Origin of the sequence: Microbacterium sp. PRF11 (genome assembly GCF_031844085.1) — a bacterium.
In the GTDB taxonomy this organism is placed as follows: Bacteria; Actinomycetota; Actinomycetes; order Actinomycetales; family Microbacteriaceae; genus Microbacterium.
The window spans coordinates 1-21,625 of sequence record NZ_JAUZUP010000002.1 but is presented as its reverse complement, the minus strand read 5'-3'; the positions used below and the strand labels follow the sequence as shown (position 1 = coordinate 21,625).

The window sequence follows — 21,625 nt, the reverse complement described above, 5'->3', positions numbered from 1 at the left end:
CCGGCCCGGCGCTCCCATTCCCCCGCGAAACCCTCCCCGGAGTCCCCGTGTCCCCTCGCATGTCCGCCACTGCCGTCGCGCTCGTCGCCGCCCTGCTGCTGACCGGGTGCTCCCCGGCCGCCACGCCCGACGCGGCGACGCCCACGCCGACGATGCCCGTGCCCACCGCGGTCGCCACCTCGGCCGCTCCGGTTCCCACGGTCGTCGGCACCTCGGCCACCGCGACGGATGCCACGCTCGAGGTCTACGACGCCCCCTCGGGCACCGTCACCTCTACGCTGACCAACCCCCGGGAATCGGGCGCGCCGCTGACACTCCTCGTCGAGTCCACCGACGGGGACTGGCTGCAGGTGCAGCTCGCCCAGCGTCCGAACGGCAGCACCGGCTGGGTGAAGGCCGACGCGGTCACCCTGCACAGCCTCGAGTACAGCCTGGCCGTCTCGACCGAGGACAACACCGTCACGCTCAGCAAGAACGGCGCCGCGGTCAAGACCTTCAGCGCGGCCACCGGCACCGGCGGGACGCCGACGCCGCACGGGTCGTTCTACCTCACCGAACTGCTCGAGCCCACGAACGAGGGGTACGGCCCCTACGCTTTCGGGCTCTCGGCGTTCTCCGACGTGCTGTCGAGCTTCGGCGGCGGACCGGGCCAGATCGGCCTGCACGGCACCGACGACGAGGACAGCATCGGACAGGCGGCCAGCCACGGCTGCATCCGCCTGTCGAACGACGACATCACCGAACTCGCCGGCCTGCTGCCCCTCGGCACCCCCATCACGATCAGCTGACGACCGCGTCGTCGTGGCGTCAAGCCCCGGCCTTTTCAGCGTTCTCTTCGACGGCGCGCGGTAGCGTCCTATCGTTCTGCGCGATGCCGCGTGCCCCCGGGCGCATCTCGGGAGCACGCCGTCGCGCCCGGTTCGACGGCGGGAGGCGATGACCATCAGCACGATGACCGCACCCGCCTCGCCGCCGATGGCCGCCCACCCGGGGCCGCTCGACAGGGTGCGAAATCTCCCGTCGCTCACCGGTCTGCGCTGGGCGACGGCGATGCTCATCTTCGGCCACCACCTGATGGCGGTGAACTACTTCGGCGGCAACGCCGGCGTCGCCTGGGGCTTCCTGTTCGAAGCGGGGAAGACCGGGGTCACCCTGTTCTTCATCCTCTCGGGCTTCGTCCTGGCCTGGGGGTACAAGCCGCAGCAGAGTTCCGGCTCGTTCTACTGGCACCGCTTCGCGCGCATCTACCCGCTGCACCTGGTGGGCGTGGTGCTCGCGCTCATCACGGCGGCCACCCTCGTCCCCGAGATCCGCAGCGACGGTCCGGCACCCGTCGTGGCCAACGTGTTCCTCCTCAACGGCTGGGTCCCCGACTGGTGGCAGGCCGGGAACCCCGCGAGCTGGTCGCTCGTGTGCGAGGCCTTCTTCTACCTCAGCTTCCCGTTCCTCATCCGCCCCCTCGCGCGGCTGTCGAACCGTGCCCGCATCATCGTGATCGCGGCATCCCTCGTGCTCGTCGCCTTCGCTCCGCAGATCGCCGCCCTCGCTCCCGGCGCGCTGTCCGCGGCATCCACACCCCTCCTCCGCCTGCCGGAGTTCGTGATCGGCATGACCCTCGCGCTGATGATGAAGAGCGGGAGATGGATGCCGCTGCACCTGGGCATCGCGGTCCCGCTCTCCGTCGTGGGATACGCGGCGTCGGAGGCGCCGACGATCCCCGGCACCGACATCCACCCGGGGCTCGCCGCGAACGTCGGCTTCTACGCGCTGCTGGTCGCGGCCCTCGCCGCCGCCGATGCGCGCGGGCGCTCGACGTTCCTCGCCCGGCCGCTGTGGCAGGAGCTCGGGCGGGTGTCGTTCGCGTTCTACCTCGTGCACCTGCTGGTCATCGCGTCGGTGTCGTCGTCGTGGCCCGACGGGCATCCCGAACTGCCCTGGCGGCAGGCGGTTCTGCTCGGTCTCGCGGCGTTCGCCATCTCGCTGGCGATCGCATGGGTGCTGCACAAGACCGTCGAGGTGCCGGCTCAGCGGTGGCTGCTGCGATACGACCGTTCGCGGGCGCGCGTGCAGCCCGCCCCGGCGCGCGACCTGGCGGAACCGGTCACGACTCGCTAGCCTCGCCGGATGTTCGGCGCACACGCACTCATCCTTCTTCTCACCTGGGGCATCGGCCTCGTCGTCCTCGGCGCCGCCCTGTACGTCGTGGTGCGCTTCGCCGTGCTGCACGCGCTGAAGGCGCACACGCGGTGGGTGGATGGCGGGAAGCAGGAGAGGGCGAGCGGCGGGGACAGGCCGGTCCGCGGCTGATCGCCGATTCCGGTTGCATCCCCTGTTGTGAGGGCCGCGGCAGCCCGCGACACGCCCGGCCCACCGCGCGTTCAGCCGCGCCTCGGTACACTGCCCCGTGCCCGAAACACTGCTGAGCCCCGATCGCGATGCCGCGCGATCGGCATCCATCGATCCCTACGAGCTCGAGATCGCGCTGCGCGTCATCGACGCGGCCTCCTCGCTCGACCACGACGACCCCGCCTACATCGCCCTGCGCCGTCAGACCGGCAAGCTCTACAAGGACGTCAAGCGCCAGTCGCGCAAAGAGAAGCGCCAGCGCATCGCCGAGGCCGATCGCGCGGTCGTCGCCGCCACCGCCACCGGCGCCCCCGACCGCATCGACGACGAGACGCGCGGCATCCCGCTCGCCGCGCGCACCTCGATGCCGTTCGCGGGCGAGCTGATCAAGGCCCGCGCCTGCTACATCTGCAAGCAGGACTACACGCTCGTCGACGCGTTCTACCACCAGCTGTGCCCCGACTGCGCGTCGATGAGCCACGAGAAGCGCGACGCCCGCACCGACCTCACCGGCAAGCGCGCACTGCTCACCGGCGGGCGCGCCAAGATCGGCATGTACATCGCCCTGCGCCTGCTGCGCGACGGTGCGCACACGACCATCACCACGCGCTTCCCGCGCGATGCCGTGCGCCGCTTCTCGTCGCTGCCCGACAGCGCCGACTGGATCCACCGCCTCAAGGTCGTCGGCATCGACCTGCGCGACCCCGCTCAGGTGATCGGACTCGCCGATTCCGTGGCATCCGAGGGTCCGCTCGACATCCTCATCAACAACGCCGCGCAGACCGTTCGGCGCTCGCCGGGAGCCTACAAACCCCTGGTGGATGCCGAACTCGCGCCGCTTCCGGATGGACCGCTGCCCGAGCTGCTGACGTTCGGGCACACGAACGACGCGCACCCGCTCGCGCTCGCGCAGTCGGTATCTGCGCACCCGATCCTCGCGTCGGCCGCGCGCACCGCCGACGAGCTGACCGCCGAGGCGATGGCCGCGGGCTCCTCTTCGCTCGAGCGTCTGATGACGGGAACCGCGATCGACGCCGGCGGCCTCATCCCCGACGAGGACCGCATCAACAGCTGGACGCAATACGTCGACCAGGTCGAGCCGCTCGAGATGCTCGAGGTGCAGCTCGCGAACATGACCGCACCGTTCCTGCTCGTGAGCCGGCTGCGTCCCGCGATGGCCGCGTCGAGCGCGCGCCGGAAGTACATCGTCAACGTGTCGGCGATGGAGGGCGTGTTCGGCCGCGGCTACAAGGGCCCCGGCCACCCGCACACCAACATGGCGAAGGCCGCGCTCAACATGCTCACGCGCACGAGCGCTCGCGAGATGTTCGAGGCCGACGGCATCCTGATGACCGCCGTCGACACCGGCTGGATCACCGACGAACGCCCTCACTTCACCAAGGTGCGCCTGGCCGAGGAGGGCTTCCACGCCCCGCTCGACCTCGTCGACGGCGCCGCGCGCGTCTACGACCCGATCGTGCGCGGCGAGGCCGGCGAAGACCTGTTCGGCATCTTCCTCAAGGACTACGCCAAGGGCAGCTGGTAAGAGCGCGGTGCCCGTCCGCGGCAACGATCTGGCCGAGGCGGTGAGCCTCGGGCGTTGAGTGTCCACAACACCCGGACGGTTCCGAGATCCGTCCGGGTGTTCTGGACGCTCGAGCCGACAGCGCGCGGCGCCGGAGGCGCGGAGCGCGCGGCGTCACGCAGGCAGGAAGTACTCCCGCGCGAGCGGGGCGACCTCGATCCCGGATGCCGTCGCGGCGGTGACCCAGCGGAGCTCGGCGATCTCGGCATCCGGGACCGGACGCTGGTCGCCGATGTCGACACGGAACACGTCGGCGACCACCTCGAAGCCGGGCTCGTTCGCCGCGCTCGCTCGGAACGCGCCGAGGGGCTCGAGGGCGTCGGGGTCGACGTGCAGGCCGACTTCCTCGGCGAGCTCGCGCGCGAGCGTCTCGGCGGGGGTCTCGCCGGGTTCGGGTTTGCCGCCGGGCTGCATGAACGCCGTCGTCCCGGCCTTGCGGACGAGCAGCAGGCGCCCGTCGGCGTCGGTGATCACCGCGGCCGAGACGTGGATGCGGCGGGGGGTGGTGGCATCCGGGATCACCCCCGCACGCTAGCAGGACCGAAGCGTCACGCGGTCTCGCGCAGGATCCCCGCCACCACCGGTCGCGTCGACGCCACCGCCGCGGCGACCAGGGCGAAGCCGGCCGCGAAGGTCATGGCGATCGTCAGCACCGACAGCGGGGCGACGAGCAGACTGATCCCCACGATCGGCAGCGTCATCACCCCGCCGAGCGTCGCGCCACCCAGCGCGGCCCAGCGCAGGGGCACCATGACGGTCAGCCGGCGGGCCCGGGCGAGTTCGTGCTCGGGCGTGCCGAGGCGGTCGAGGCCGACGATGAGTTCGCGGTCCTCGAGAACGGATGCCGCCTGCGTGACGCCCACGGTGCACGCGAGCAGGATGAAGCCGATCCCGAGGATGACGAGCGCGCCGACGCGGATGTCGCTCATGACCGTCCCGGGGCCGGCTGTGCTCGCAGCGTCGGCGAGCGACATGCCGCACCCGGCGACGATCGCGATGAACGACACGATCGCCATCCCCGACACGCGACGCCAGGCGGGACCGGCGTGCGCGGCGAGCTCGCGGCCCGCCACGAGCGCCGCTGCGGTCCGCGCACGCCGGGCCATCCTCCGGCCGCGCGCGGCGATGATCGGCGCGCCCACGAGGTTGAGCAGCCCCAGGGCCCCCGCGAACAGCAGGAGCAGCAGCACGATGGTCGCGGCGAAACCGAGCACCTGACCGAGGATGCTGAAGTTCGCCACCAGCAGCACGACGCCCGCGATGAGCACCCCGCCGATGGCCAGCGCGCGCCGTCGCATCGGCGGTGCGTCGCTGCGGGTGCGCACGCCCAGCGGCGTCACGCTCACGCGGCGCAGGCTCACGGCGGCGCTCCCCGCGCCCACGACGATCATGGCGACGACCGCGGCGAACCCGGTCAGGGGATCGACGGCGACCGCGGCGACACCCACCGGACCGCCGAAGAACGGCAGCAGACCGACGAGCGGGAGCAGCAGCGCGTAGAGCACGACGCCCGCGACCGCGCCGACCGCGGCGACGACGGTCGCCTCGAGCACGGTGAGCGCCCACAGCTCCCGCGTGCTCGCGCCCAGCAGGCGGAGCGTCGCGAGACGGTCGTTGCGGCGGCGACTGGTGAGCCGGGCCGCCGCGGCGCCGAGGGTGATCAGCGGCACCGCGAGCATCAGCACGCCGAACGCGGTCAGGATGCCGTAGAACCCGGCATCCGAGCCCGTGCGCGGGTCGACGAGGAACATGCGCGCGCCGCCGGCCACCACCAGCAACAGGGCGGTGGTCACGGCGAAGGCCACGACGGGCAGGACGACCGCGGCGCGGCCCTGGCGTCCGGGACGCGACAGCTGGCGGGCGAGGGGGAGGACGGTGCTCATCGCGCACCCCCGGAAGAGAGGGATGCCGCGGCCGAGTCCGCGACGATGCGCCCGTCGCTCACCCGCACGATGCGCGAGCAGCGCGCGGCGACGTCGGCGTCGTGCGTGACCATGACGAGCGTGCGGCCCTGACCCGTCGTGGCGAACAGTAGGGCGTCGAGCACCTCCGCCGACGTCGCGGAGTCCAGGGCGCCGGTGGGCTCGTCCGCGAAGACCACGGGGGCACCGGTCACCTGCGCGCGGGCGATCGCGACGCGCTGCGCCTGTCCGCCGGAGAGCTGGCCGATGCGCCGGGTCTCGAGGCCGGCGAGTCCCAGCGTCGCCATCCACGCGGCGGCGTGGCGCTCGGCATCCTGTCGTCGCACCCCCTTCAACAGCAGCGGGAGCGCGGCGTTCTCGACCGCGGTCAGCTCCGGCAGCAGCAGGTGCTCCTGGAACACGAAGCCGAGGCTGTCGCGCCGGATCCGGGCGCGGTCGCCCTCGCTCAGCCCGACGAGCTCGCGCGGAGCCACGCCCGGCACGGTGAGCACGATCGACCCGCCGTCGGGGGCGATGACCGCGGCGAGGCACTGCAGCAGCGTCGTCTTGCCCGAGCCGGACGCGCCCATGACGGCGACCGATTCGCCGGCGCGGATGGTCAACGAGACGCCGTCGAGGGCGCGCAGCGCGCCGTACTGCTTGACGAGGCCGGTGGCGGTGAGCACAGGTGAGGGAGTCATGCCTCCATCCCACCGAGAGGGCAGCTCGGGGTCGTCCGCCGCGGGGAGGATCCGTGTCGTCCTCGAGATCGATCTGCCGTTCACTCCCCGGTCGCCCCGCGCTCACCTGCGACGGACACACTCGACGTCGTGATCCCCTTCAAGGCGGCGGCTGTGGTGCTCGTGACCTCCGCCCTGTGGTTGCCCCTGACCGCCGACGGCTCCGCGCCCGCCGACGACTCGATGATCATCCAGGTGCAGGTGCCCGCCCGCACGGGTGCTCCGACCACATCCACGCCGACGCCCGCGACGAGCGCGGTCCCGGATGCCACGACCCCCCGCTCCGGAACGCTCCCCGCCACGGGGGTCGAGGTCGCGCTGTGGGGTGCCGCCCTGGCCGTCGCGGCCGTGGCCACCGGCGCGGCGGTTCGCGGCGTGCGACGTCGTCGTCGCGCCTGAGGCCGCGCTCAGTCGATCCAGAGCACGACGCCGCGCAGCCCCGTGAGCACCGCCGCCACCCCCGCCCGTACCGCGGCTCCCGCGCGCTCGGGCGTGAAGGTCGCGGGGTCGTAGGCGGCTGCGGTTCCCAGGTCCTCGCCGCGGTAGGCGGCGCCGGTCCAATCGGCCGCGGTGACGTTCTCGGTCGGCTCTGCGAGTTCGGCGCCCACGATGAGGAACTGGCGGTCGAGATGGTTCGCCGTCACCGTCGCGAGCGGGTCAACGAGGGCGTCACCCGCACTGATGATGAGGTCGGGGTTCAGCTCCATCGCGCGGACGGCGCCGTCGATCATGTCGTCATCGGCGTGCACGACACGCAGATCGGCGTGCGTCTCCTCGGCCCAGTCCTGCACCGCGGCGACGAGCGTCGCGGTGGGGGCGTCGTCCCCCACGGTGAGCAGCACCACCCGGTAGCCGGCGGGGGCGCTCACGCTGTTCCACGAACCGGGGGCGGGCGCGAGCGTCGACTCGGGGGCGGGCGCGGTGTCGGGGGAGAAGCCCGGCGCCGGGGTCCCGACCGCCTCCGGAGCGGGACGCATCGTCGACCAGCCCTCGGCGCTCGCGCATCCGGCCAGGAGCGTCACCACCGCTGTCGCCGCCACCGCGGCAAGGACCCGTCGTTTCACCCCCTCACCCTGGACGGTGCAGGTGACCCGCAGGAGAACGACGCCCGCACGTTTCGTTTCCGTTCGCCCCACCGCGGGCAACCGTTCACGACCGGGGCGCACCATCTCATCCCGGAAAGGTGCACATGTCTGTTTTCGTTCGACGCGTCCTCTCGCGCGTCCTGATCGTGGCCGCGGGGATCGCGGCGCTGCTGTCGCTCGCGGCGCCGGCCTCGGCCCACGGCATCCTGTCGGTCGTCTATGCGGATCTCGAGAGCGGCGGGACCGGTGTCGTCCGCGCCCAGTTGCAGCTCGAGTACGACCTGCTCGTCGTCTCGGCCGCCGACGCCGAGAAGGACGACCCGCTCTACCGGGCCGGGATGGACGCGTTCGAGCGCGGCGACGCGGCCGCGCAGGCGGCGGTGCTGACCGCGCACCGCGACACGATCGCCCGCTACGTCACCGAGCGCTTCCGCATCACGGCGGCGGGAGCCGCGTGCGCCCCGCGCCTGGACGACGACATCTCGATGACCCAGCAGGACGGCGTGCCCTACGCCGTCGTCACACTGGAGGACACCTGCCCGCCCTCGGAGAACGGCCACGAGATCACGGCATCCCTGTTCCCCGACGCCGAGGGCTTCGTCACCGACACGAAGACGATCCTCACGTACGACCTCGACCTGCACGAGGGAAGCACGGTCCTGGATGCCGAGCACCCGTCGTTCACGACCGCTCAGACGACGCTCGAGCGTTTCTGGGAGTTCTTCCGCCTCGGCGCCGAGCACCTGCTCACGGGAATCGATCACATCCTCTTCCTGCTCGCGCTCATCGTCGGCTCGCGGCGCCTGCGCGAGATCGTCATCGCGGCGACGACGTTCACCCTCGCGCACTCGGTGACGTTCATTCTCGCCGCGACCGGGGTGATCGCGGCCCCGCCCGAGGTGGTCGAGCCGACCATCGCCCTCTCGATCGCGGTGGTGGCGGCCTGGTACCTCTGGCGTCTGTTCCGTCGCGATCGGGCCGACCAGGACCTCTCGGACGCCCACGGGTTCCTGCGTCTCGACCGTGCCGGCTGGATGCGCGTGGCCGTCGTGTTCGTCTTCGGTCTCGTGCACGGTCTCGGCTTCGCGTCGGCCCTCGGCATCGACGAACCCTGGTCGTGGACCCTGCTGTGGTCGCTGCTCGTCTTCAACGTCGGGATCGAGGCGGTGCAGATCGGCATCATCGTCGTCGTCTTCCCCCTGCTGGTGCTGCTGCGCCGGCGTGCACCGCGCCTGGGCATGTGGGTGAGTGCGGCCATCGCGGTGATCGTCACCATCGCGGGCCTGGTGTGGTTCGTGCAGCGCGTCCTCGGTATCGAGTGACGGGTGTTGGCGCAGTCGATAGGTGTGCTGAGTCAACTATTCACCGCGATGTCACCCAGCCGGCGGAGCGTGGGATGCGCTCGCCATCGGTGAGTGCGCACCAGAGACCCCCTCGAAAGAAACGGACAACCATGTTCCTCACCGCATCGACGTCGCACGGGACGCGCACGCGTCGCCGTGTCTCGTGGATCGCAACCGCCGCGGTCGGCGCCTCCCTCGTCCTCACGGGCGTGGCGAGCGTCCCGGCGGCGATGGCCGACACCACGGCCACCCTCACCGGCGTCATCCTCGGCGTCGGTGCTGACCAGTCGCAGCGCATCGTGACCTGGTACTCCTCGGCCGACACCGCCCAGACGGTGCAGCTCGCCCCCACCTCGGCACTGACGGGCGGCCAGTTCCCGGCGTCGGCGACGACCTTCTCGGCATCCGGAACGGCGAACATCGCCTCGAGCGGCGGCTTCAACCGTCACGCCACGATCACGGGCCTCAGCGAGAACACGGCGTACTCGTACCGCGTCGGCTCCGACGGCAACTGGTCGAACACCTACACCTTCAAGACGCAGTCGTTCGAGGGCGACTACGACTTCCTCTTCTTCGGCGACCCGCAGATCGGTTCGTCGGGCGACATCGCGAAGGACCAGGCCGGCTGGCAGGACACGATGAACGTCGCCGTCTCGGCCAACCCGAACGCCGAGATGCTCGTCTCGGGCGGCGACCAGGTCGACTCCGCGAACCGCGAAGACCAGTGGAACGCCTTCCTCGCCCCCGATGCGCTGCGCCAGATCCCGTGGGCGGCCACCATCGGAAACCACGACGTGGGCGGCAAGGCCTACGAGCAGCACCTCTACACCCCCAACACCGACCGCTCTGGCGCCTACTACCGCAAGGGCTCGGGCAGCCTCGGCACCGAGTCGGGCGGTGACTACTGGTTCATCTATAAGGACGTGCTGTACATCGACCTGAACAGCAACAGCTACGCCACCTCGCAGGGCGGCGGCGGCGACGCCGCGCACATCTCGTACGTCACCGACGTCGTCGACAAGCACGGAGCGGATGCCAAGTACACGGTGCTCGTGTACCACCACGCGATCTACTCGCCGGCGGATCACGCGAAGGACTCCGACAACAAGGTCCGTCGCACCGACTTCCCGACCGCGTTCTCGAAGCTCGGCGTCGACCTGGTGCTCCAGGGCCACGACCACAGCTACTCGCGCTCGTACGAGATCAAGAACGGCGCCAAGGCGAACGCCGACGAGAAGCCCGGCCAGGACGAGATCTTCGAGGGCCCCGGCGGCGTCGTCTACGTCACCGCCAACACGGCATCCGGATCGAAGTACTACGACATCACCGCTCCCGACAACAGCGGCACCAGCGGAGCCGGGAACGGCGCCGACCCGCTCAACCCGGCGAACTACTGGTACAACTCCGTGCAGAACCAGGAGCACGTGCGCTCGTACGTCAAGGTGCAGGTCAAGAAGGACCAGCTGATCGTCCAGAACATCCGCTCCGGAACCTGCGACGCGCCCAACGCGGCCGTCGAGCTGAAGAAGGTTCTGTGGTGCGGTCCCGAGAACGGGTCGAAGCCTGCCGAGGCCGTCGGTACCATCCAGGACGAGGTGACCATCCACCCCAACCACGGCGACGGCCAGGACATCCAGGTCGACGTCCCCAGCGGCGCCCCCGGTGAGTTCGGCTGGACGATCAACGGCCACAACGGCCTGGTCGACATGGGGACCGCGCAGGAGAAGAACCTGCAGTACTTCGAGGCCACCGGTCAGATCAACCCGATCACCGTCACCGACACCCGCGCGAGCAAGTCGCCGTGGTCGGTCTCGGCGTCGGTGAGCGACTTCGTCGACGACGGAAAGACCTTCAAGGGGTCGTTCCTCGGCTGGGCGCCCAAGGTCGTCACCCCGGGTGCCGGAGCCGTCGCGGGTGCCGCGGTGAACTCCGGCTACGACGGCGGCGACGGTCTGTCGGTCTCGCGTCTGCTCGGCTCGGCTCCCACCGGTCACGACCGCAGCGCCGGAGTCGTCGGCGCCGACCTCGACCTGAAGATCCCCAACACCATCGACAAGGGAAGCTACCGCGCGACCCTGACCCTCACCGCCCTGGCCGGCTGACCAGAGCGAACAGCGCCGGCGGGGAGCGTGTCTCCCCGCCGGCGCCCGTCCCGAAGGACCCCCCATGATTCGACTGCTCTCCCTCCCGCGGACCGCCGGTCTCGTTCTCGCCACCGCGATGGTCGCCGCGGGCGCGCTGAGCGCGAGTCCCGCCCTCGCCGCGACCGACGACGTGACCTGGACCGTGCGCACCGCCTCGAACGCCCTCGGCGCGGATCGTACGAACTACAGCTACGCGCTGAACCCCGGCGCCCACCTCGACGACGCCCTCGTGGTCGCGAACCGCGGGACCGAGGCCGTCGAGCTCGACGTCTACGCGGCCGACGGGTACACGACCTCGACCGGCGCGCTCGACCTGCGGGTCGCGGCCGAGCAGTCGGTGGGCGTCGGTGCGTGGGTCACCGTGCCGCAGCGCCACGTCACCGTGCCCGCCGGCCAGACCGTCGAGGTGCCCTTCGCCGTCGACGTGCCCCCGAACGCCACCCCCGGCGACTACGCCGGCGGGATCGTCACCTCGCTCACCGTCGCCGACGCCTCCGCGAACGTCAACGTCGACCGTCGCCTGGGCATCCGCACCGGCATCCGTGTCGGAGGAGACCTCGCCCCGGCGCTCGCCGTCGACGACCTGCGGGTGGGGTGGGACGGCGGTTTCTTGCCCTTCCTCTTCGGCGACGCCACCGTCCACTACCGCCTGCACAACACCGGCAACGTCTCGCTCGCGGCCGAAGAGGCCGACGCGGTCACCGGACCGTTCGGTCTCGCGCGCATCGAGGCCGCGCCCGACGATGCGGCCCCGACCCTGCTGCCCGGCGAGAGCTGGGAGCGCGACGTGCGGGTACCGGCGGTGGCGGCGATGGGGGTGCTGATCGCGTCGGTGTCGGCGACCCCGATCGTCACGGATGCCGCGGGCTCGATCTCGACGCTCGACCCCCTCGAAGTCTCGACCTTCGGGTGGGCGGTGCCGTGGCCGCTGCTGCTCCTGCTCGCGCTGATCGTCGTGGCGGCGGTCTTCGGCCCACGTCTGCTGCGCGAGCGTCGTCGCCGGGCCCAGCAGGCGGAGGACGCGCGCGTCGCCGCTGCGGTCGAGCGCACCCTCGCCGAGAAGGAGCGTCAGCTGGTCGAGTGACCCGCGGGCCCGGCGCCGGCGCGGGACTCGGCGGCGCAGGCGCGCTGCGCGGCGGTGTGGACGGCGTGACCCCGGCGGTCGGCTCAGCGGCGCAGGCGCTGCGCGGCGGTCAGGTCGAGGCAGAAGAGCACGGCGCCCTGGATGACGACGGCAACGCCGTGACCACGCGCCGCGTCGGGGCTCAGGCGCCCGCCGAACGACGGGGTGCGCACGGCGAGATGCGCGCCGGCGGCGACGTACCCGACGTCGAGGACCGTGTTGATCAGCAGCAGGCGCCGCAGCGGCCGCCGCTTCGGTGCGGCACCCCGGCGGCCGGCGAGCATCGCCAAGCCGACGTCGACCGCTCCCCACATCGCCGTCTGCGCGCCGAAGGCGCGAGTACGCGGGAACAGCGCGAGAGCGCCGCCCACGATGACGGATGCCGTGCCCCACCGCCGCAGCCGGTGCACGAGGGTGCCGGCGACGGCCTTCGCTGATGTCATGGGTCCATGATGCGTGGCGCCGCGCTCGCGCGCGACTCCCTCGTCGTCGAGGTTCCCCGAGGACCGCTCAGGTGCCGAGGAATAGACTGGATGGCATCGACACCGTCTCACCGGGACCCTCCGTGACCACTCCTTCTTCCGAGCGCGTCTTCGACGTTCGCCATCTGCAGTTGGCGCGCGCCCTTTTCGCGGCGCTCGCGGCCGTCATGGTCACGTTCTCGTCCGACCACTCCGCGCCCCTCGGGCTCGGCGTGTTCAGCGGATTCGCTCTGGCGACCGGGCTCGTCTTCGCCCTCTCGGCGTGGCTGATCTTCCCGCGCGGGCAGCGCCTCATCGTGCTGCTGCTCGCCGCGGTCAGCATCGTCGCCGGTCTCGTCGCGAGCGTCAGCGCGTGGCGCACGACGGGCGTGTTCTTCGGCGTCGTCATCGCCTGGGCCCTCATCACGGGCGCGATCGAGCTGGTCGGCGCGTTGCGTCAACGCAAGACGGTCGGGGCCGCGGGCTCGCGGGACGGTGTGCTCATCGGCATCCTGAGTCTCGTGCTCGGGGTCGTGCTGTTCATCCCGAATCAGCAGTACGCGCTCGACTACAGCATCGCCGGGGCGGGTTCGTTCACGCTGACCGGCATCACCATCGCCGTGGGACTCTTCGGCGGATACGCGGCGGTCGTCGCCGTGTTCCTCGCGATCGCCGGCTTCTCGCCGCGCCGCCCCGAGCCCGTTCCGGCCGTACCCTCCGAGGAGGCCGCGTCATGACCGACAAGCCCGCCACCCGCCGCGACCTGATGAAGCCCGTCCAGCTTCTCGGTCTGGCCTTCATCGCCGCGCTGTTCGCCGGTTTCGTCACGCTCATGTCGATGGGCTTCTTCCAGACGCGGCCCGCCGACCAGATTCAGCACGCCCTCATCGTCGCGCTCATCGCCGCGGGCGCTACCTTCATCATCGTGCTCGTGAGCGTCTCGCTCATGCTCCTCGCCGTCGATCCCTCCAAGGTCACCGCCACGGTCGACCGTCCGCTGCTCCTGCCGAAGGACGCTCCGGATGCCGCCGCCCCCGGCGACACGACCGCGCCGGAGGCTCCGCGCACCGACGACGGCGAGCCGGGCGCGAAGCGCTCCTGACCCCGCGCGGTCCCTGAGCCCGTCGAAGGGACCCCGGAACCCGCCCAGGTGTCCCTCGGGCGACGCGCGCGGTCCCTGAGCCCGTCGAAGGGACCCCGGAACCCGCCGCTCAGGCTCGCCGCGGGTCGATCATCGTCATCCCCGCGGGCGACGCCGAGTCCATGCCCGGCAGCAGCGTCGCCGCCTCGTCGAGGCCGACGATCCGCTCGATGAGCTCCTGCGGGCGCAGGGCGCCGCTCTCGATCAGCGAGAGCATCTCGGGGTAGTCGACCGCGGCCATGCCGTGGCTGCCGAGCAGGTCGAGTTCCCACGCGATCACGCGCGCCATCGGCATCGAGGTCATGCCGTCGGCGGTGGGGAGCAGCCCGATCTGCACGTGCCGGCCCCGACGGCGCAGGCTCAGCACGGCGTCGCGCGCGGTCTGCGGGCTGCCGACCGCGTCGACCGAGACGTGGCTCCCGCCGGTGAGCTCGTGCACGGCGGCCGGGACGTCGGCGCCGTCGGCGACGAACGTGTGCTCCGCCCCGAGGCGCCGCGCCGCGTCGAGGGCGGCCGGGGTGCGGTCGACGGCGATCACGCGGGCGCCGAGCGCGGCCGCGATCATCACGGCACTGAGTCCCACGCCCCCGGCGCCGACCACGGTGACCCACTCGCCGGCCTGCACCCGTGCGCGGCCGGTGAGTGCCCGGTACGCCGTGGCGAACCGGCATCCGAGGGCCGCCGCCGCCTCGAACGAGACGCCGTCGGGGATGCGCACCGCGTTCGTGTCGGCCGCCGTGAGCACGACCCGCTCGGCGAAACTGCCCCACTGGGTGAATCCGGGCTGCTGTTGTCGCGGGCACACCTGTGCGTTCCCGCCGAGGCACCACTCGCACGCGCCGCATCCCATGACGAACGGGACGGTGACGCGGTCGCCGACGCTCCAGCGCCGCACTCCCTCGCCCACCTCGACGATCACCCCGGCGAGCTCGTGCCCGGGGACGTGGGGGAGCGCGACGTCGTCGTGGCCCACCCACGCGTGCCAGTCGCTCTTGCACAGCCCCGTGGCGTGCACCTCGACGACGACCCCGCCGACGGGTGCGGTCGGGGCGTCGACCTCGCGGACCTCGAGCGGTTCGGCCAGGGCGTCCATGATCATCGCGCGCATGGCATCCATTCTCCCGCGGCGCGGCGACGGGGTCTGGCGCCCCACGGCGGGGCGTGGCACGGGTGAGTTCGGCCCCCTCGGGTGGTTGCGTGTCCAAGACACCCGGACGTTTTTCAGATCTGTCCGGGTGTCTTGGACACTCGAGGGGCTGACGGGGCGGGCCCGGGGGTCGGGCGCGCCCCGCGGCCTCAGGCGCGGCGGCGGCGCAGCGCCAGCAGGCCGGCGCCGAGACCTCCCAGGACCAGGGCCAGGATGCCGAGGGCGATCGGCGCCTCGGCACCGGTCACGGCCAGGCCGCCACCGTTCGTCGCGGAGCCGCCCTTTCCGCCGCTCGCTCCGGCCGAGGAGCCGCCCGCGCCTGCACCGGACACGGAGCCCGGAGCGCCCGCACCCGCTCCCGCGTCGCCCGGGGTGCCCGTGCCGGGAGTACCCGTGCCGCCACCGCCGGTGCCGGGAGAGCCGCCACCCGTGCCCGGGTCGGTCGCGGTCGGAACCGTCACGATGATCGAGCGGGTCTGCTCGACGTTGCCCGCCACGTCGGTCGACCGGAACTGCACGGTGTGGTCGCCGGCATCCGCGATCGTCACGGTGTCGCCGACGGTCCACGTAGCTCCGCCGTCGAGCGAGGAGGCGGTCTCGGCGACGCCTGAGGTGGCATCCATCGCCTGGAAGACCACCGTGGCCTGCGCCGGCGCGAGGGCGTCGAACACCGCGGCGGGGGCCATCAGGCGCTTCAGGGTCGCCGGGGCCGTGGTCGAAGCCTCGGTCACCGGGGCGACGGTGTCGAGACGCACCGGCAGCGAACCGGCCACCTCGGGCACCTCGGCGCCGTTCCACAGCGCGCGGTACGACACCGTGTGGGCGCCGTCGGCGGTCACATCGATCTCCGTGCCCGTCTGCCACGGCTGGTCGTCGATGCGGTACTGCACCTCGACGTCGGCACCGCCGTCGTGCGACAGCGACACCTGCACGGGGGCCGAGCGGTACCAGCCGGCGGCGTTCGTCTCGCCCTCGACCGACGGCGTGATGGCGGCGATCCCCCCGGCCTCGGGGACGAAGATCTCGGGGATCTTCAGGTACGAACCCGGGGTCGCGAACGTCAGCCGCAGACCCGTTGCGATCACCGTCTCGAACGACAGCGTCGTCTCGGTGCCATTGGTCACCGCGGGTGCGGTACCGGTCGCGGTGACGGGCAGCCACTCGCCGGCGGGGGTGCGGTACTCGGCGGTGACCCCCGCGATCGTGCCCTCGCTGTTCGTGAACCGCACCTCGTTCAGGCGGTGCTGCTCGAGCAGTTCCATCGTGAAGGTCGCGGAGTCCTTGTACCCGGCGTCGGTCCAGGTCGACCACTGCGTGTCGACGCGGCCGTCGCACGCGTTCGCGGCCGGCATCGTGGCCCACTTCGTCTGGTGGAACGACGCCGACACCGTCGTCCCCGCGGCGCGGCACACGTTCGTCCCCGCCGAGGTACCCCACACGTCGACCTCGGCGATCGACTGCCAGGTGTTCGCTTCGCTGGTCAGGCGCAGACGGAGCGCGCTCGCCGCGGGCACCGTCGTCGCGTCGATGACGGCGACCGGCGCCGACGCCGAGGCGTCCTGCGCGAGCGTGGCCGCGGCATCCGCGTCGACCCACGCGCCGGAGGCGTTGCGGGTCTGCACCTGAATACGCGACGGCCAGGTGGCGGTGGGGCCGTCCTTGTAGGTGTGCACGACGATCGAGTCGAAGGTGCGCTCGGCGCTCCACTCGAACTGCAGCCAGCTGTCGCGCGGGTAACCGTTGCCCGTCCAGTCGTCCCAGCCCTTGCCGCTGGCGTTGCCGTCGGTGAGCGTGCCCGCGAGGTTCGAGCGGCTCGAGACGGTGACCGCCGCCTCGGGCGCGATGTCGACGATGCCGGGGGCGGTGACCTCGATCGTGCGGCGGAACATCCGGCCCTCGGTGAAGTCGGCGTCGGCCGCGAGCGTGCCGACGAGCGTCTGCGGTCCGAGGACGGTGGTGTCGATGCTCGACCAGGTCACCCCGACCTGCGAGACGGTGCCGTTCGACTCGACGCCCACGGTCGAGGGCAGAGCCGGCGCGGCGCCGCGGAGGACGGTGGTGGGTACGGCGTTCGGCGTCAGCGACCACGTGCCGTGACCGAAGCCCTTGTCGTCCCAGTACGACCGGTCCCATCCGTCGCCGTAGCGCTCGGGGTCCTCGGCGGCGGGATTGTGCATCTCGAGACGACCGTTCTCGCCGACGGTGAGCGGCAGCCAGACGTACGTCGAATCCGCTTCGCCCTCGTTCCAGCGGTCGCCCATGTAGACGAACTTGCCCGGCTCGAGCTCGAACACGTTCGTGGTCTGCGAGCCGAAGGTCGAGCGGCGCGCGTCACCGACGGAGAGCAGGCCGTCGCCCCCGTCGGGGATGCTGCTGTAGTACGTGTTCTCGTGCTCGTCGCCGACCTGGACCCCGCGGATCCACGTGCCCATCAGGTCCTTCGTCGTGTAGTACGTCTGCGGGTTGGGCGCCCAGCCGGTCGCCCCCGAGGTGACGACGCTGTACGTGCCGTCGCGCTCGAAGATCGCGGGAGCCTCGAGGTGGCCGCACTCCTTGACGATCTGGAAGTCCTCACCGCGCACGGGCGCCTCGGGGGTGCCGTCGGCGAAGACGTACGGGAAGCGGCCGTCCTCCGAGTACTGGTTCACGTCGAGGGTGTCGCGGTCGGTGGTGTGGGTGACGTTCGTGTAGCTCTCGTCGAGCTCGGCGACGTAGAGGCTGTAGTTCTCCTCCGACGAGTACGAGATGTACGCCTTCCCGTCGTCGTCCTGGAAGACGGTCATGTCGCGGGCCTGCCCCGGAACCGCGTACGGCGTGCAGGCCTGGTAGTCGCTGCGATTCGGCATGCGGAACGCGCCCGTCATACGGAAGGGCCCGGTCGGCGAGTCGGACACGGCCACGGCCGCCATCGAGCGGGCGTAGGTGCTGCCGCCGGGCTCGATGCGTCCGTCGGCGTGCCACCACATGACCCACTGGCCGGTCTTGTCGTTGTGCAGCACCTTGGGGCGCTCGAAGATCGCGGTGTAATCGGACTCCCGCGTGGAGTTCAAGTGGTACGCCAGCTGGTCGATCTTCTCGGTGCGCGGCTGACCGTTCTCGTCGACCGTGTCGTACAGCTCCTCGAAGTAGGGCGTGAGCAGGTCGTCACGCGTGGAGATGCTGCGCAGCGCGTCGCCCATGTTCGTCCAGTTCATGGCATCCGTCGACCGGTACACCGAGACGCCGGGGCTGTTCCAGTACCCCCTCGTGCGGTCTTCGCCGTACCAGTAGTAGACGGTCTGGCCGTCCTCCTCGGTCGTGACGACCTGGCCGCCGTGCGCCTGGATGTGCCGCCCGTCGGTGTCGAACCACTTCGGCTGGAAGTAGTCCGTCGCCCCCAGACCCGGGTCGGCGAGCGGCTGGTAGTTCGTGTAGGTGACCGGCGGGTCGACGCGGGGGACGCCGTCGCCCGGATCGGTCGGCACGCCCGTCGCAGCCGCGGCCGCATCGACGGGGGCGCCCGCTACGGCGGAGAGGGGGGATGCCAGTGCTCCGGCGAGCAAGGCAGCCGTCGCCGCCGCGAGCAGGCGGCGTCGGGACGAGGGGCGTCGAGGCGTCATCGCGTCTGTTCCGATCCGCGCCGCGACGATGCGGCGCACGGGGTGGGGGGATGTTGACGTCAACACTAAGGGTCTGCCGAGGCGGCGTCCAGAGCTTTCTCGCGCCGTACGAGGGTTTCGGCGGATGCCGAGGTGCGTCGAGTGTCCGAGACACCCGGACGTTTCCGAGAGGCGTCCGGGTGTTCTGGACACTCCAGGGGAAAGCGCGGGCGGGCTGGTGCCGTGACCCGCCCCCGGGGAATCCGTTGAGTCTCCAAGACACGCCGTTCCGTGGGCGGCCCGCGCGGCGTGTCTTGGACACTCGACGTCAGGTGACGCGTGGTCCGCGGCGGGGAGGACGTGTCCGCGCGTGCCCGAGCGGGTCGAGTGTCCAAGACATCCGGACATATCCGTGGCGCGTCCGGGTGTCCTGGACACTCGAGAAGGCCACGCGACCGCTATTGCGCGCAGTCACCTGCCGACGACCGGGCGACGCGAGCGCCCCGCGGCTTAGAGCGCGTCGACCACCCGCGACGCCAGTCCCGCGTAGGCGGCGGGGGTCAGCGCGAGCAGGCGCTCCTTCGCGGCGTCGCCGATGTCGAGGCCGCGCACGAACTCGGCCAGCTCGGGCGCGCCGACGCGACGTCCGCGCGTGAGGTCCTTGAGCAGGGCGTAGGGGTCGGTGATCTGCGAACGGCCGGCGGCGATCTCGGCGCGAACGACCGTCTGGATCGCCTCGGCGAGCACCTCCCAGTTGGCGTCGAGGTCGGCCAGTAGCACGTCTTCGGCGAGCGAGATCTCGGTGAGCCCGCGCTGCAGGTTGTCGAGTGCCAGGAGCGAGTGGCCGAAGGCGACGCCGATGTTGCGCTGCGTCGTGGAGTCGGTCAGGTCGCGCTGCAGGCGGCTGGTCACGAGAGTGGATGCCAGGGTGCCGAAGAGCCCTGCGGCGATCTCGAGGTTCGCCTCGGCATTCTCGAACCGGATCGGGTTGATCTTGTGCGGCATCGTCGACGAGCCGGTGGCTCCGGCGACGGGGATCTGGGTGAAGTACCCGAGCGAGATGTAGGTCCAGATGTCGGTGGCGAGGTTGTGCAGGATGCCACCCGCGTGACGCGCGCGGTCGTACAGCTCGACCTGCCAGTCGTGCGACTCGATCTGCGTCGTCACCTCGTTGAAGCCCAGGCCGAGCGACTCGACGAAGTCCCGCGTCAGGGTGGGCCAGTCGACGTCGGGCTCGGCCGCGACGTGCGCCGACCAGGTTCCGGTCGCTCCCGAGAACTTCGCGAGGTACTCCCCGGCATCCAGCTGTCGGATGACGCGCTGGAGGCGCCACGCGAAGACACCGATCTCCTTGCCCATCGTGGTGGGCGTGGCGGGCTGGCCGTGGGTGCGCGAGAGCATCGCGGCGTCGCGGTGCTGCGCGGCGAGCTCGGTGAGGGCCTCGGTGACCGCGCGGAGCTTCGGCAGCCAGACCCGCTCGACCGCGCGCTGCACGGTGAGGGCGTAGGCGGTGGAGTTGACGTCCTCGCTCGTGCAGGCGAAGTGGGTGAGCTCGGCCAGAGCCGCCAGCCCCAGGCTGTCGAGGCGGTCGCGCACGAGGTACTCGACGGCCTTGACGTCGTGGCGGGTGACCGCCTCCTTCTCCTTCAGCCAGGCGATCTCGTCGGCTCCGAAGTCCTCGTAGAGCGCCCGCAGCTTCGCCCGGTCGGCGTCGGACACCGGAGCGGTACCGAACAGTGAACGGTCGGTGAGGGCCAGGAGCCACTCGACCTCGACCTCGACGCGAGCCCGGTTCAGGCCCGCCTCCGACAGGTAGTCGCCGAGTTCGGCGACGGCGGCGAAGTAGCGGCCGTCGAGCGGGCTGAGGGGCTGCGGAGGCAGAGAGGACACGGGTCTCCCGGGGGTCGCGCGGACGGGTCAGCCCGCGGATCGGATGGCGGGCTCGAGCTGCCGGAACAGGGCGCGGCTGGCCCGTTCGATCATACCGAGCACCTCGTCGAACATCGGGGGCCCGGCATAGTACGGGTCGGGGACGTCGAGGGTCTCGGCATCCGGGAGGAACGACTGCAGCAGGGCGATCTTGTCGGCGTCGTCGTCGTCACGGGCCCAGCCGCGCAGAACCCGTTCGTGGCTGCGGTCGAGGGCGACGACGAGGTCGTTGCGTTCGAAGTCGGCGTACTGGAACTGGCGGGCACGATGCGCGGCGCCGTCGTAGCCGAGCCGGTCGAGGGCGGCGAGGGTGCGATGGTCGGCCCGTTCGCCCACGTGCCAGTCGCCCGTGCCCGCCGACGACGAGGCGACGTGCGCGCCGAGGCCCGCCTGCTCCGCCATACGCCGGAACACCACATCGGCCATCGGCGACCGGCAGATGTTGCCGCTGCAGACGAACACGACGCGGAAGGGCGCGTCGGCACTCGCGGTCATCCCTCCATCATGGCGGGGAAGCGCCGTCGGCGCATCAGCGGCGTCGCGTCTCCTCGCGGCGCGGGCGCAGGATGCCGCCGAGCACGGCGTTGATGACCGCGATGAGCAGAGCGGCGACCACCGTCAGCCAGAACTCGCCGGTGCGCAGACCCCAGTCCCAGTTCTCGGTGATGATCGCCGTCAGCCATAGCAGGAACCCGTTGATGACGAGTGAGATGAGCCCCAGCGTGAGGATGTACAGCGGGATCGCGACGATCTTCACGACGGTACCGACGATCGTGTTCACGAGGGCGAAGATGAAGCCCACGACGAGCAGCGTGAGCAGCACCTGCAACGGCTCGCCGGGTGCGAACGGGATGAGTCGGACCTGCAGGGCGGGCAGCAGGGTCACGATCCAGATGGCGAAGGCGTTGACGGCCACGCGGACGATGAAGCGCATGCGCCCATCGTGGCATCCGTCTGCTTGCGCGCCACGGGGTTGCGGTCGGCTGTGGATGCGCGCACGGCGGGGGAGAAGCCGTGGCTCCGGTTCCCGGGGTCGGGCCCGTGCCGGGGGGGGGGGGGGGGGGGGGGGGGGGGGGGGGGGGGGCGGCGGGGGGGGGGGGGG

20 protein-coding genes are annotated in these 21,625 nt (G+C 71.5%); 10 read left to right on the top strand and 10 right to left on the bottom strand.

Features of this window, described 5'->3' with window-relative positions:
• Window positions 1-59 precede the first annotated feature (59 nt).
• From Q9R20_RS05705 to Q9R20_RS05690, 4 genes are all read left to right on the top strand, one after another.
• Complete coding sequence (locus tag Q9R20_RS05705) at window positions 60-788, top strand: L,D-transpeptidase family protein (RefSeq protein ID WP_311248431.1); 729 nt, start codon at window positions 60-62, stop codon at window positions 786-788.
• A gap of 163 nt (window positions 789-951) precedes the next feature.
• A complete protein-coding gene (locus Q9R20_RS05700; protein ID WP_311248430.1) occupies window positions 952-2,115 on the top strand; it encodes an acyltransferase in 1,164 nt (387 codons plus the stop codon).
• Window positions 2,116-2,124: 9 nt separating this feature from the next.
• Window positions 2,125-2,307 carry a hypothetical protein gene (locus tag Q9R20_RS05695; protein WP_311248429.1) on the top strand — a complete coding sequence of 61 codons (183 nt, stop codon included), beginning with the start codon at window positions 2,125-2,127 and terminating at the stop codon, window positions 2,305-2,307.
• A gap of 97 nt (window positions 2,308-2,404) precedes the next feature.
• Entirely contained in the window at window positions 2,405-3,892 is a 1,488-nt protein-coding gene (locus Q9R20_RS05690; RefSeq protein WP_311248428.1) for an SDR family NAD(P)-dependent oxidoreductase, read from the top strand.
• Window positions 3,893-4,045: 153 nt separating this feature from the next.
• Here the strand turns inward: Q9R20_RS05690 and Q9R20_RS05685 are convergent, their stop codons facing one another.
• Genes Q9R20_RS05685 through Q9R20_RS05675 form a run of 3 tightly spaced genes read right to left on the bottom strand, consistent with a single transcriptional unit; the run spans window position 4,046 to window position 6,533 of the window.
• Entirely contained in the window at window positions 4,046-4,453 is a 408-nt protein-coding gene (locus tag Q9R20_RS05685; protein WP_311248427.1) for an NUDIX domain-containing protein, read from the bottom strand.
• Between the two features lie 26 nt (window positions 4,454-4,479).
• On the bottom strand, window positions 4,480-5,814 hold the full coding sequence (locus Q9R20_RS05680; RefSeq protein WP_311248426.1) for an FtsX-like permease family protein: 1,335 nt from the start codon (window positions 5,812-5,814) through the stop codon (window positions 4,480-4,482).
• Window positions 5,811-6,533, bottom strand: a complete 723-nt coding sequence (locus Q9R20_RS05675; RefSeq protein WP_311248425.1) for an ABC transporter ATP-binding protein — start codon at window positions 6,531-6,533, stop codon at window positions 5,811-5,813. The genes Q9R20_RS05680 and Q9R20_RS05675 overlap by 4 nt, the downstream gene beginning before the upstream one ends.
• A 129-nt stretch (window positions 6,534-6,662) precedes the next feature.
• Here Q9R20_RS05675 and Q9R20_RS05670 point away from each other — a divergent pair, with 129 nt between their 5' ends.
• Window positions 6,663-6,971: an LPXTG cell wall anchor domain-containing protein gene (locus Q9R20_RS05670; RefSeq protein ID WP_311248424.1), complete on the top strand. Its 309-nt coding sequence runs from the start codon at window positions 6,663-6,665 to the stop codon at window positions 6,969-6,971.
• Window positions 6,972-6,979: 8 nt separating this feature from the next.
• Here the strand turns inward: Q9R20_RS05670 and Q9R20_RS05665 are convergent, their stop codons facing one another.
• Window positions 6,980-7,636 (bottom strand): hypothetical protein, encoded by a 657-nt coding sequence (locus Q9R20_RS05665; protein ID WP_311248423.1) that lies wholly within the window; start codon window positions 7,634-7,636, stop codon window positions 6,980-6,982.
• A 125-nt stretch (window positions 7,637-7,761) separates the two neighbouring features.
• Between Q9R20_RS05665 and Q9R20_RS05660 the strand changes: the two genes are divergently transcribed.
• The 3 genes from Q9R20_RS05660 to Q9R20_RS05650 all read left to right on the top strand — a co-directional run bounded on the left by Q9R20_RS05660 (window position 7,762) and on the right by Q9R20_RS05650 (window position 12,228).
• Window positions 7,762-8,979 carry a HupE/UreJ family protein gene (locus tag Q9R20_RS05660; RefSeq protein WP_311248422.1) on the top strand — a complete coding sequence of 406 codons (1,218 nt, stop codon included), beginning with the start codon at window positions 7,762-7,764 and terminating at the stop codon, window positions 8,977-8,979.
• A 131-nt stretch (window positions 8,980-9,110) separates the two neighbouring features.
• Entirely contained in the window at window positions 9,111-11,102 is a 1,992-nt protein-coding gene (locus Q9R20_RS05655) for a metallophosphoesterase family protein (RefSeq protein WP_311248421.1), read from the top strand.
• A 64-nt stretch (window positions 11,103-11,166) separates the two neighbouring features.
• Window positions 11,167-12,228, top strand: a complete 1,062-nt coding sequence (locus Q9R20_RS05650) for a WxL protein peptidoglycan domain-containing protein (protein WP_311248420.1) — start codon at window positions 11,167-11,169, stop codon at window positions 12,226-12,228.
• An 83-nt stretch (window positions 12,229-12,311) separates the two neighbouring features.
• Here the strand turns inward: Q9R20_RS05650 and Q9R20_RS05645 are convergent, their stop codons facing one another.
• Window positions 12,312-12,710: a DUF6992 family protein gene (locus Q9R20_RS05645; protein ID WP_311248419.1), complete on the bottom strand. Its 399-nt coding sequence runs from the start codon at window positions 12,708-12,710 to the stop codon at window positions 12,312-12,314.
• A 122-nt stretch (window positions 12,711-12,832) separates the two neighbouring features.
• Here Q9R20_RS05645 and Q9R20_RS05640 point away from each other — a divergent pair, with 122 nt between their 5' ends.
• On the top strand, window positions 12,833-13,465 hold the full coding sequence (locus Q9R20_RS05640; protein ID WP_311248418.1) for an acyl-CoA synthetase: 633 nt from the start codon (window positions 12,833-12,835) through the stop codon (window positions 13,463-13,465).
• Window positions 13,462-13,830 (top strand): amino acid transporter, encoded by a 369-nt coding sequence (locus Q9R20_RS05635; RefSeq protein ID WP_311248417.1) that lies wholly within the window; start codon window positions 13,462-13,464, stop codon window positions 13,828-13,830. Before Q9R20_RS05640 ends, Q9R20_RS05635 begins: the two co-directional genes overlap by 4 nt.
• 109 nt (window positions 13,831-13,939) lie before the next feature.
• On the opposite strand, the gene Q9R20_RS05630 is transcribed toward Q9R20_RS05635, so the two are convergent.
• From Q9R20_RS05630 to Q9R20_RS05610, 5 genes are all read right to left on the bottom strand, one after another.
• On the bottom strand, window positions 13,940-14,977 hold the full coding sequence (locus tag Q9R20_RS05630) for a zinc-dependent alcohol dehydrogenase family protein (RefSeq protein WP_311248416.1): 1,038 nt from the start codon (window positions 14,975-14,977) through the stop codon (window positions 13,940-13,942).
• 188 nt (window positions 14,978-15,165) lie between these two features.
• Window positions 15,166-18,615, bottom strand: coding sequence for an OmpL47-type beta-barrel domain-containing protein (locus Q9R20_RS05625; protein ID WP_311248415.1), 3,450 nt, complete (start codon window positions 18,613-18,615; stop codon window positions 15,166-15,168).
• Window positions 18,616-19,104: 489 nt separating this feature from the next.
• Window positions 19,105-20,484 carry an adenylosuccinate lyase gene (gene purB, locus Q9R20_RS05620; RefSeq protein ID WP_311248414.1) on the bottom strand — a complete coding sequence of 460 codons (1,380 nt, stop codon included), beginning with the start codon at window positions 20,482-20,484 and terminating at the stop codon, window positions 19,105-19,107.
• Between the two features lie 27 nt (window positions 20,485-20,511).
• Entirely contained in the window at window positions 20,512-21,018 is a 507-nt protein-coding gene (locus Q9R20_RS05615; protein ID WP_295839893.1) for a low molecular weight protein-tyrosine-phosphatase, read from the bottom strand.
• A gap of 34 nt (window positions 21,019-21,052) precedes the next feature.
• Window positions 21,053-21,457 (bottom strand): phage holin family protein, encoded by a 405-nt coding sequence (locus tag Q9R20_RS05610; RefSeq protein ID WP_311248413.1) that lies wholly within the window; start codon window positions 21,455-21,457, stop codon window positions 21,053-21,055.
• Window positions 21,458-21,625: the final 168 nt, after the last annotated feature.

Coding starts and splice junctions, on each gene's coding strand:
- Q9R20_RS05675 (WP_311248425.1), bottom strand. CDS start 6,533: ATGACTCCCTCACCTGTGCTCACCGCCACCGGCCTCGTCAAGCAGTAC.
- Q9R20_RS05705 (WP_311248431.1), top strand. CDS start 60: ATGTCCGCCACTGCCGTCGCGCTCGTCGCCGCCCTGCTGCTGACCGGG.
- Q9R20_RS05610 (WP_311248413.1), bottom strand. CDS start 21,457: ATGCGCTTCATCGTCCGCGTGGCCGTCAACGCCTTCGCCATCTGGATC.
- Q9R20_RS05645 (WP_311248419.1), bottom strand. CDS start 12,710: ATGACATCAGCGAAGGCCGTCGCCGGCACCCTCGTGCACCGGCTGCGG.
- Q9R20_RS05660 (WP_311248422.1), top strand. CDS start 7,762: ATGTCTGTTTTCGTTCGACGCGTCCTCTCGCGCGTCCTGATCGTGGCC.
- Q9R20_RS05635 (WP_311248417.1), top strand. CDS start 13,462: ATGACCGACAAGCCCGCCACCCGCCGCGACCTGATGAAGCCCGTCCAG.
- Q9R20_RS05615 (WP_295839893.1), bottom strand. CDS start 21,018: ATGACCGCGAGTGCCGACGCGCCCTTCCGCGTCGTGTTCGTCTGCAGC.
- Q9R20_RS05695 (WP_311248429.1), top strand. CDS start 2,125: ATGTTCGGCGCACACGCACTCATCCTTCTTCTCACCTGGGGCATCGGC.
- Q9R20_RS05680 (WP_311248426.1), bottom strand. CDS start 5,814: ATGAGCACCGTCCTCCCCCTCGCCCGCCAGCTGTCGCGTCCCGGACGC.
- Q9R20_RS05630 (WP_311248416.1), bottom strand. CDS start 14,977: ATGCGCGCGATGATCATGGACGCCCTGGCCGAACCGCTCGAGGTCCGC.
- Q9R20_RS05700 (WP_311248430.1), top strand. CDS start 952: ATGACCGCACCCGCCTCGCCGCCGATGGCCGCCCACCCGGGGCCGCTC.
- Q9R20_RS05650 (WP_311248420.1), top strand. CDS start 11,167: ATGATTCGACTGCTCTCCCTCCCGCGGACCGCCGGTCTCGTTCTCGCC.
- Q9R20_RS05655 (WP_311248421.1), top strand. CDS start 9,111: ATGTTCCTCACCGCATCGACGTCGCACGGGACGCGCACGCGTCGCCGT.
- Q9R20_RS05625 (WP_311248415.1), bottom strand. CDS start 18,615: ATGACGCCTCGACGCCCCTCGTCCCGACGCCGCCTGCTCGCGGCGGCG.